We start from the raw sequence: 10,324 nt of genomic DNA, 5'->3' as shown, positions 1-10,324 counted from the left end.
CGCCCGCCGAGAGCGCTATAATGAGATCCGAGCGAAGATAGTCGCCGGGGAGATTGCATCTATAAACGAGCTCATCACTTACAATCTGGACATCGAAAAATTCATTCAGGACGTTATAGCAGGAAGCGAAGGACCGGAGCTGGTACGGGCCTTTTGGAAAGCTATTTCGGAAGTCTCCGTTCTTGACCCGGCCTGCGGTTCCGGAGCGTTTCTGTTTGCGGCACTCAATATTCTAGAACCCGTTTACATCGCCTGCCTAGAAGCCATGCGAGGCTTTCTAGATGATCTGGAGCATTCCAAGCGCAGGCACCATCCCGAGGCTCTGGGCGATTTCCGCAAACTGCTTGATCGCGTCGATACTCACGCAAATGAACGCTATTTCATCCTGAAGTCTATAATCGTTGGTAACCTCTACGGCGTTGATATCATGGAAGAGGCGGTGGAAATCTGCAAACTGCGTCTGTTCCTGAAGCTGGTCGCGCAATTAGAAGGCTATGACCAGATCGAACCATTACCGGACATTGATTTCAACATCCGCCCTGGTAACACCTTAGTCGGCTTCACCTCCCTTAAAGAGGTAAAACGGACTCTATCCGCCGATATGATCAATCAGTTATCGCTTCCTGATATCGAGCAGCGGGCCGAGATTGCAGGACAAACGTACCAGAATTTCCGCAGAATGCAGACTGATTGTGACATGAATATCCTTACGCTTGCCAATACGAAATTAAGACTGCGAGAACAGCTCGACGGCTTGCAAACGAAACTGGACAATTATCTGGCGCATATATACGGCATAAACACCGAAGACGAGGCTGCCTGCGGGCAATGGCGCTCCAGTCATCAACCCTTCCATTGGTTCGTTGAATTCTACGACATTATGCAAGGTGGTGGTTTTGACGTGGTCATTGGGAATCCTCCTTACGTTTCCGTCAGAAAAATTCCCTACGAAATTCTTGGTCCCTTAGCGCAAAAATTTCCCGATATTTATGGCTATTTCGTATCAAGATCTTTGGTTCTTACTGTTTCCGAAGGACGATGCGGAATGATCGTCCCATTGTCTATAACCTTCAGTCGAGACTTCAAGGCACTTCGAGAGAATCTTCCCAATTGGGGAGCCGGTTGGTTCTCGTCCTATGACAACATACCGGCCGCGCTATTCGCAGGAGTCAGTCAACGTTGCACGATCTGGATCGGACATAACTCGGGCACCGAGCTTTTTGCTGCTCCAATGTACCGATGGCGTGCATCATGCCGTTCACACCTTCTGACAAATTTATCCTATGTTCCGGTGAAAAACCTGAGCATTGAGAAATTGGGGTTGCCAAAAGTTGCGGAATTATCGCATACATCTGTATTGAACGCAATATCATCAACAAAAGTAAGAAAGTATCGGGCAGCTATTTCCGAAGGCAGCGGGAATAAGGCGTATCTTAGTTTTTCACAGTCAGGACGGAATTTTATCTCTGTGTTTCTTGAAGACCCACCGTGTGTTGACGCTGTTTCGCTTGACAACATCACCCCATCGAAAATAGGGCGGTTAACTTTTGCGGATGATGAGCCAACATACGCTGCATTGGCCGCCACAGCAGGGGAGCTTTATTTCTGGTATTGGCTTGTGCGAGGTGATGGTTTTGACATCACTAATTGGGTAATTAGTGACTTTCTCAGAGTTCTAGACTTCCTCCCGCCCGAGAACTATGAATTTCTGATCGAATTGGGGCGCATGCTTCACTTTGAGCGCAACAAATGGTTAGTGTTCAAGAAAAACGCCGGGCGTTATGTTGGAAACTTTAACTATAGAAGGGCATTCAAGATCACGAGACGAGCGGATTTGCTAATCCTCGACGCCTTGTCTTGCAACCGGAAAGAAGTACTTGCAATTTTCGGCTATGTGCAACGGATACTGGCAATAAACGAATATGCTGGAGAAAAAGGAATACCCGGAACAGTGAAAGCGCGGTTTACTGCTAGCAATAGAAAAGCGGTGGAAAACGAGCAGTTGTTTTCAAAAATTGATTCTCACTTGGCAGAGAATTTTTCCTTCACAGAAAAAGAAATGGAGTTTATTATCAATCATGATGTGAATTTGAGTGCATATTACGAACCAAAAGGACGGTAATTCCGAGCGAAAAGGGACGAATTCAGTCGTAATATGCTAAAGAAGAAAGTTTTTTCAGCTTTCTAAGTAGTGTGCGGAGAGTTTGGATAATAAATACAACAAGGAGGTAGCAGGATGGTGAAGTCAAAAAGGCAAGCCTTTATAGATTTTTGTAAGATTTTTTTCAACCAGTCGGACATTGATGAAAGGGTTCTTGAAAACGTGAAGATTGAAGATGGGAAAAGCTATACCTATACATTTACCATTACCATTACCAAAGAGTTTATAAGAGAATCGAATCCCGAAGTTTTTAAATCGCTTGAAGATTTTAGGCGGGCTCAAGCCTATTCTCTTACTGGTGAAGCTGGTGAACCGAAGGTGCATATGTAAGATGAAAGGACGTAGAATTTAAAAAAACAACATTCTGGTCAAGTGTCTTCGCTTTCAAGTACTACCTTTCCACGCTATTAAATCTGAATGAATCGTAGTCTTTACGGTAATCACAACCCGGACAGAACACCTCGCGCTTTTGCAACTCTTCGTCAAACCGCACACCCAATCGAACAGTTTCACCTTTTACCAGACATGTGGGACAGGGCGCTTCTCTCTTTGTGTAGCCGCAAAGCCCTTTCCCGAAATTCGTGCACCCCAGGAATATGGAATACGGCGGAGGATTGCTCCTTACCCTTCTTACAAGACCTCCCATCCATCTCCCCTGCACAAGCCCCTTGCTGAAACATTCAGGACACGGCCCGACAACATCCTCCCTCAGAACAGCATCATTGAACTTGACGTCAAGACGCCCGCATATCTCTTTTATCTCCGCCGCAAAGGATGACGGCTGAACAGACTGGCTAACCAGAAAGACTTTCTCTCTGGCTCTGGTCATGGCCACGTACATAACTCGCCTCTCCTCCGAATTCGGGTAGCCGTCTCCCGGAGGCAGAAAGACCGAGAGAAGGGGGTCTTCCTCTCCGCAGCCCGGAAAGCCCTTCATACCCGAATCCATTCCCAGCACGATAACGATATCATCCTCGAGGCCTTTTGACTTGTGGATCGTCCCCTTGGATATCCTGAGATCGTCCCTGAAGGCCATAAGTTCTTTGGAACTGAAAGACTCAATTTCCCTGTTCTTCCGCCCCAGAATAAAAACCCCCCTGCTTTTGTCCGATCTTGGAATCAGGTTAAGAACCCTTTTCAAGTTATCGCTGTCATAACGGTCAACGGAACATATGTTGAGGGCAGGGAAATCATCATCCGGCGGGCGGGAGCGAACGGATTTTCTGATTGGGCTGGGTTTTTCTGAATAAACTCGGAAGCAATGTCGGATACCGGCCTGCATGTCCGGAATGTCTCCTGAATCCTGTAAGTCCGCGGCCTAAACAAGCGAGCATCCCGCCCCGACACCCCGTCTTCGGTAACCAGAGGGCTTTCGGATTCGGAGAACTCTTTCATCGCCATGCTGTCCGAGCCGGTAAACCTGTAGATCGACTGCCAATCATCTCCCACTGCGAAGAGGCGGGAATCCGCGGCAAGTATTCGGGCGAGGAAATTCTTTCTGGCTTCCGAGATGTCCTGAAACTCATCCACAAGGACATACTTGTACCGATCCGGAATCGCTCCATCCATCTCGGCGCCGCTTAAGTGGCGGACCGGCCCAAGGATCATGTCCTCAAAATCTATGGTGTCGTTTTCACGAAGAATCTCCTCGTAGGTCTCAAGAACCGGAAGGAAAAACCGTTTGAAAAGGCTGCTTCTGAATTTGTCGCGCAGTGAGTCAAGCCGCACAGAAAGACCCCCCGGGGAAAGATCGTTCGCCTTGGCAAGCTTTACGCATCTTGCGATCAGGCTGTACGTATCATCCGAGTAAAGGGACTCAAGGCGGTTTTCTATATATTCTTTCGCGGGAGGATCATAGGAGATGCCCTTTTCGTCAAGCTTCCGGAAAATTTTCTCAATCACGGTGCCCTCGTAATATTCGTAGCTGTAGGTAAAAAGAAAATCCCCTCCCCGCTCCTCGTAGAATTTCTTTTTCCGCAGTACTGTCTCCGCATAGCCTTCAAAGGGGGAGCTGCCGTCCCTCTGGATCGCGAAATGCTCATGCCAGAGGTCTATTTCCGGATAATAGAAGTCCGGGGTTATCTCTCCGTCGGGATGCGGCCTTTCATACTCAACTTTCACTCCCCTTATTATCAGGCTGTTTATGATAGCAAGCTCCTGCTGGGATCTGACCCAGTACCTTGCGTCAAGACTCGGTATGCGCTGCGCTCTGAATTCTTCGCCGAGCCGGAATGATTCTCTTTTGTAGGGATAACTTGTAACAGTTTCGTTGTATTCCCTTTCATCCCGGACGAACTCTTCTATTTGGTGGTACGGACACCCGGCTCTGAACTCCGAAATCCATTCCCCGATCTCAGGATACTTGACCTTTGCCCTCTCGATTATCGCAAGTACGTTTGCAGTGTCGAGAAGACCGTCTGAAGATGATTCCGCAAGGGGGTCCAGCTTTCTTCTCCCCCCGATTCTCTTAAGCAGTTCAAGACCGAACCCGTGGAATGTGTAGACTTCGGGGCGGCCGACTCCGGGGACAAGTTTTCTTATCTTTTCTCCAAGCTCTTGCTCTATGGACTTGTTAAAGGCGAGAACCAGAATCTCCCGAGGGGTAGCAAGTTCTTCTCTTATCAGAAAAACGTACTTGCCCAGAAGCGTTGTTGTCTTCCCTGAACCGGCTGACGCTATTATAAGCGTCCTGTAGGAATCATCGACTATGCAGAGTCTCTGCTCCTGGGTAAGGGGATGGGCAAACAGGGAGTCAAAAAGTCCCTTATGCTTAAGCAGCAAGCTCTCTGTTTTAGCCGTATCCGGCTGCGGAGCGGATTTTTTCCGAAATCCCGCAAAAAATACGAATGCAAGTATCAGGAACAGCAGCAGGAAAATTTCCATATGATGAAAGTATCGCTATGAGGCTAAGTTAACGCAACTGTCGGTTTTCAGAAGACAAGCTTTTATTTCAAGCGAATATTTTCCGATCACCGCGAATCAGTTGAGGTCACAACCCGCATGCGATGGGTTCAGGGTTTTCTCCGTACTGTATGAGACTATCCCAACTGCCAAAGCTGTTCGCAATAACCGCAACAAAGTGCTATTCTTACTAGCAGAGATGCGCTGTTGCGGGCCGGCTGTGCAGCCGGCAAGAAACATGAAGAGAAAGCCCCCGGCAGACACGCCGAAGTTAAAAATCATAAAAGGAGGCAGGAAGAACAATCTTTCCGCTTCCCCCGAGGCCTGGAAATATTACCGCGCGGCACTGGAAAAATGTGAGAAGGCCTCGTATGAAGACGCCATCTCGCTGTTTGATCAAGCCATATTGCTTTGTCCCGAGATGGCCTGCGCCTAGCGCTACCGCGGAGAAGCGAAAAGAGTGATATCCAATGAAGAGGCCCTAGCCGATCTTGACCACGCGGTCCGCCTTGACCCGAAAGACCCCGAAGCGTACCACAATCGCGCCCGCGCGAAACACCAAACGGAGTGTCACGAAGAGGCAATAGCCGATATAGGCATGGCAATACAGCTCGACCCGAAAACCGCGTATTACTACCACTTGAGGGGACAGATGAAAAACGAGGCAGACAGACTTGAAGACGCGGTGGATGATTACGGCAAAGCCATACGTATTGATCCCCAGAGACTGGAAACCTATTATGAGTGTGCGTGGTGCTATGAACAGCTCGAAAGATACGAAGATGCCCTGCGCGATTACGACACGATAATCCGGATAGACCCTGAATTGCCGCGCATCTACTTTGAACGGGCCGAGTTAAAAAGCAGGCTCGGAAGACTTGAGGAGACACTTGAGGATTACGAGAAGTCGATAGAACTTCGCCCCGACTATCAGGATATTTTTGACGGACTGCTGGCTACGCGAAAAAAACTGGGATTGGCAGAAGAAGATGAGTTTCTGGACACATCCATGCTTTATTCCGAGGGTGATCCTTTTGTCAAGTGAGAAAGCGCATTGTGTTGTGATTCCCCCAGAAGCCCTGCGGAATTCATGTCTTGATATTTCCCGCGTCCAGACCCAAGGCAGTAGCCCGACCCTTGTCCGTAAGCCTGTACTTCTGGAAACGGCTTTGAGGTTTGTCAGGCAGAGTGTACTCGATGCTCCGCGTACGCATAAGCAGCCTAATGACCTTGTTGAGCTGACCAGATATCTTCTTCTGCCCCAGTCCTTTGGACAATTCGAGTCTTGACATCGGTTGACCGGCAGTCAGCAGGCTGAGCACCTTCTCCTCAAGCGACTTCGGGCGTGACTCTTGCTGTGACTCTTGCTGTGACTCTTGCCGCGACTTCAGCTCCCCGTCCACCCGTTGCGAAAGCTCGGGGCGGCGTATCGTCACGACGAATCCGTCCGTAACGGCAAACTCCGGTTCCGGTAAACCCGCATCGACACATCGCCGAATCATGTCTAACGTTCCCGTCCCCATCCGCTCAATATATTCAGCAAGATAAAGAGACTCGGCCAGAAGCGGATTTGCCGGCACCGAACTGTGCGCGGTACGCAGTTTCTCCAAGGTAAGAGGCGGCGGAAGCCTGCCGGGATTCCTTATCTCCAAGCGGTCGGCAAAGAGCATGACCTGAACGCTGGCATTGTCCGTATAATCCCGGTGAGCCACAGCGTTCACTACGGCTTCGCTCACAACCTCTTTGGGAATTTCATAGGTAGTGGGAGCCTGCACGCTTTCGGCCCGGGTGCCGATCGAGCGATTGATCTTGCTCAGAACAAAGTCTACTGCCTGATCGACCAGATCAAACACCGTTCCCTTGTAAACCTGGTAAGACGGAATCGGCTTTCCAACCTCTGTTCCGTGAAAATTAGCACATCTGACCTCAGAAGAGATCAGAAAACGTTGCGGAGACTTTCCGAACAGCAAAACCGCCGCGTTTGTCGGCCAATCGCCGTCAAGCAGATTCAGATGCTCAAGCAGCTCTTCGGGATAGACATCTTCTGTCAGCGGAAACTGTCTGGCCCTGCGAGCCGTACGAATAAACCGGGACATCTTGCCGGGATCAAGATCGTTCATGTCAGCTTTCGCGCAAGGTGCCGCATCAAAGGGTTTTGAACGTATCAGTTCTTTTGTTCCCAGGTACTCCACCAGCGCAGCATAAAGTCCGGATATAAGTTCCTCCGGAGTACTGAACCGCTTACGGATCAGGCCTGCCTGCGCCCTGAGAATCAGCGCACTCATTTTGGGATGGCGGCTTTCTGTCTCCTTCAGGAAAACCAGGCGGTGGACGCCATGGGATGTTGCGTGATCAAACTCCCTTTCAGTAGGTGAAACGCCCTCTTTGTCTTCGGTTCCGTAGTCGCCTCCGAACAACCCCACGTAGATGTCCGACCGTTCGACTTCATCCAGATAAAGATGGTCGGGGCGGCGGTCTGACGCCGGAACATCCTCAAACAGAAACACTTCGAAAAACCGCCTCATCAATACGTCACCATGAACATAGTCGCGCAGTGCCGTTCTTTCCTCGGAAAATTCACTCTGAACGCTGCTGACAAAAATACGGAGTGGTTTCATTTTCCTGTCCATGAGCCAAACGAATTGTCGTCCGAGCTGGAATATATCTCCCCGAGACCATCGGTTGTTGCGGTTTTGCCAGTGCTTTCCCCAATGCCAAGTACGGCCCGGCGCCACTTTACGTCAGAATCTCTTTTTTCATATCATCAAGCACTAACAGATTACCCGATTCGTTCACGTCTGTTGTGTATTTCAGAACACTTGGTTAAGTTGCAGGCACAGTTGGGTCCCGGGATGTACACAAAGGCCATGGCAAACCTCGATCTGGCAGTGCATCTTGACCCGGAAACCACGCTTGCCAGCGAAATCAGGGGAGCGGCCATAGAATTCATCTACAGAAAAGAAGAAGCGACCGATGATCTCGCAAGCGCAACCAGCTTTCTACTTGAGGTTTCGCACCGAAATATGCTCCATTAGCCAGTACCGCCGAATCAAGCAGCAACCGGGGATTTGCGGAGCAGGGCCTTATGGTGTATGAAGAAGCGGTAAATGAAAAACGAAGAGACGGGGACGCCATGAAAACAGAAAAGAATAAGGACAAAAATAGATTTGCCCTGACGGCCCTCGTGATTCTGGGCATTTTCTTTTTCCTGCAGATTGCAGGCTGCGATCTGGATGAGGACTGCCCGGTAAACTGCACAACCAAGGTCACGGACACAAGCGGGAACGTTATAGAATGCCATTGCCCCAACAACTGAGAAAAACCCTGTCGCGGAAATCAGCGGTTGCGGTCGGAACAGTATCAGGCGGATGTGCCGAAGCAAAACTGGTTGACGCACTGAGCTGAATTGATCAAGTCAGACAGTTCCACGCCGAAACCGGGTTATCGGAATCAAGGCAGTTTCCGCTCACATTCAGGTTTACATTCGATAATGAAAGAGAGTATCTGATGCAGGCAACGCTGATCGGATTAAGCGCAATCATTATGTGGTCGCTTCTGGCCCTGCTTACGGCCTTGTCAGGAGAAGTGCCGCCCTTTCAGCTTGCCGCGATGTGTTTTTCGGTAGCCGCTTCCATCGGACTGGTCTCGCTTGCCGGGAAGCCGTCGGGTTTTCGAAACCTGCGCCAGCCCCTGCGCGTATGGTGTCTCGGCGTCGGAGGACTGTTCGGCTATCATTTTTTCTACTTCACCGCGCTTCGCAACGCGCCGGCCGTCGAAGCGAGCCTGATCGGCTACCTCTGGCCCCTGCTGATCGTCGTCGGCTCAGCGCTTCTTCCCGGAGAGCGGATCGGCTGGCACCACGTAACAGGCGCCCTCGCGGGTCTTGCTGGGACAGCGCTTATCGTCTCGAAAAACGGCCTTTCCTTTGATGGCAGCTTTGCCCTCGGCTATGGAGCGGCACTTCTTTCCGCCTTTACCTGGGCCGCCTACTCGCTTCTGTCACGGCGCTTCGGCGCGGTTCCGACCGATGCCGTCACCGGATTCTGCGCCGCAACGGCCGTTTTTTCGCTCATCTGCCATCTGGGGCTTGAACAGACTGTCTGGCCGCAGGGGACCGGCCAATGGCTCGCCGTCGCCGGTCTCGGCCTGTTGCCGGTGGGTGCCGCCTTTTATGCTTGGGACTTCGGCGTAAAACACGGGGATATAAAGGTGCTTGGCACCGCAAGCTACGCCGCTCCGCTGCTCTCAACCCTGATACTTGTCGCTTCAGGTGCCGGCCAGGCCGACTGGCGCGTCGCTTGCGCCTGCGTCCTGATTACCGGGGGCGCGGTGCTGGCCGCAAAGGATCTGCTGTTTTTACGAACCCGCAGGGAAAAACAGGCGGAGAAGTAAGACGGATATTCAAATACGCCCCGCGAATGCACAAGCCCGTATTCCCCCGGCCGGAACAAGGGGCTTATGTGCGAGGGGCAGACGCTTAACGTCACAAAGGCAACACAGCCGGAAATATGCGTCTTGACACCGTATGCCTGTCATGGATACTGGCATGCACTGCATCTCTTGGCAGAAGGAGGCGGAAATGAAGAAAAAATCCTCAAAGAGAAAAAACCGGGGGAAAAAGAATAACCCCGCCGGGAAAAAGCCGGCAGGATCATCAGTCAGCCGGGAGCAGACAGCCGAAGAGTCGCCCCGAAATCCCGACATCAAAGATATCGACCTGCTTGAAGAAACAGACCCTGAGTACCACGCAAAAGCTCTCTTGATACTTAACGAGACAATCAGGGCTGAGCCTGAGAATTCTGACGCCCTGTATGACCAGGCGATAATCAACTCGGAAATGGGGTGTTACGAAGAAGCCTTTGAGGATTTTGACAGGGTAATACTCCTTGACCCTGAAAACGATCTTGCGTTTCTGGGGCGCGGAACCGTCAAAAGGTGCCTCGGTCCCGACGAGGACGCACTCGAGGATTTTGACAGGGCCGTGAGACTTGATCCGCAAAACCCGGTCGCCTACCACGGCCGGGCACTCCTAAAAGACGGTCTCGAGCGTTACGAGGAAGCCATCGAGGATTTTGACGAGGTGCTGCTCCTTGACCCCGGATCCCCGTTTGTGCATCTTGACAGGGGCAGAACGAAATTCGGCCTCGATCGGTACGAAGAAGCAATTGCCGATTTTGATGAGGCGCTGCTCCTTGATCCCGAAGACGCGGAAGTCTACGCATCTAGAGCCCTTACCAAAAGCAGGCTCGGACGCGATGAGGA

At 50.9% G+C, this 10,324-nt stretch carries 11 protein-coding genes; 8 read left to right on the top strand and 3 right to left on the bottom strand.

Going from position 1 to position 10,324, the window contains the following annotated elements:
• Both OXG10_08970 and OXG10_08965 read left to right on the top strand, forming a co-directional pair.
• Positions 1-2,122 (top strand): Eco57I restriction-modification methylase domain-containing protein (locus OXG10_08970; protein ID MCY3827484.1); only part of this gene is annotated, 2,122 nt, incomplete at its 5' end.
• Positions 2,123-2,236: 114 nt separating this feature from the next.
• A complete protein-coding gene (locus tag OXG10_08965; GenBank protein ID MCY3827483.1) occupies positions 2,237-2,491 on the top strand; it encodes a hypothetical protein in 255 nt (84 codons plus the stop codon).
• Positions 2,492-2,552: 61 nt separating this feature from the next.
• Here the strand turns inward: OXG10_08965 and OXG10_08960 are convergent, their stop codons facing one another.
• Both OXG10_08960 and OXG10_08955 read right to left on the bottom strand, forming a co-directional pair.
• Positions 2,553-3,302: a hypothetical protein gene (locus OXG10_08960; GenBank protein ID MCY3827482.1), complete on the bottom strand. Its 750-nt coding sequence runs from the start codon at positions 3,300-3,302 to the stop codon at positions 2,553-2,555.
• A complete protein-coding gene (locus OXG10_08955) occupies positions 3,299-5,044 on the bottom strand; it encodes a UvrD-helicase domain-containing protein (protein MCY3827481.1) in 1,746 nt (581 codons plus the stop codon). Before OXG10_08955 ends, OXG10_08960 begins: the two co-directional genes overlap by 4 nt.
• Before the next feature lie 256 nt (positions 5,045-5,300).
• Between OXG10_08955 and OXG10_08950 the strand changes: the two genes are divergently transcribed.
• Entirely contained in the window at positions 5,301-5,498 is a 198-nt protein-coding gene (locus OXG10_08950) for a hypothetical protein (GenBank protein MCY3827480.1), read from the top strand.
• Positions 5,499-5,522: 24 nt separating this feature from the next.
• Complete coding sequence (locus tag OXG10_08945) at positions 5,523-6,107, top strand: tetratricopeptide repeat protein (protein MCY3827479.1); 585 nt, start codon at positions 5,523-5,525, stop codon at positions 6,105-6,107.
• A gap of 43 nt (positions 6,108-6,150) precedes the next feature.
• Here OXG10_08945 and OXG10_08940 read toward each other — a convergent pair whose 3' ends face one another.
• The gene (locus OXG10_08940) at positions 6,151-7,680 is read right to left on the bottom strand and encodes a DUF4062 domain-containing protein (protein MCY3827478.1); all 1,530 of its coding nucleotides are present in this window, start codon (positions 7,678-7,680) and stop codon (positions 6,151-6,153) included.
• Between the two features lie 249 nt (positions 7,681-7,929).
• On the opposite strand from OXG10_08940, the gene OXG10_08935 reads away from it, so the two are divergent.
• The 4 genes from OXG10_08935 to OXG10_08920 all read left to right on the top strand — a co-directional run.
• On the top strand, positions 7,930-8,097 hold the full coding sequence (locus OXG10_08935; protein MCY3827477.1) for a hypothetical protein: 168 nt from the start codon (positions 7,930-7,932) through the stop codon (positions 8,095-8,097).
• Between the two features lie 50 nt (positions 8,098-8,147).
• Positions 8,148-8,378, top strand: a complete 231-nt coding sequence (locus OXG10_08930; protein MCY3827476.1) for a hypothetical protein — start codon at positions 8,148-8,150, stop codon at positions 8,376-8,378.
• A 191-nt stretch (positions 8,379-8,569) separates the two neighbouring features.
• Positions 8,570-9,454 (top strand): EamA family transporter, encoded by an 885-nt coding sequence (locus OXG10_08925; GenBank protein ID MCY3827475.1) that lies wholly within the window; start codon positions 8,570-8,572, stop codon positions 9,452-9,454.
• 187 nt (positions 9,455-9,641) lie between these two features.
• Positions 9,642-10,324: tetratricopeptide repeat protein (locus OXG10_08920; GenBank protein MCY3827474.1), on the top strand; the 683-nt coding region annotated here is incomplete at its 3' end.

Source organism: Candidatus Dadabacteria bacterium, assembly GCA_026706695.1.
Classification (GTDB): Bacteria; Desulfobacterota_D; UBA1144; order Nemesobacterales; family Nemesobacteraceae; genus Nemesobacter.
This window is presented reverse-complemented; position numbering and strand designations above follow the sequence as displayed.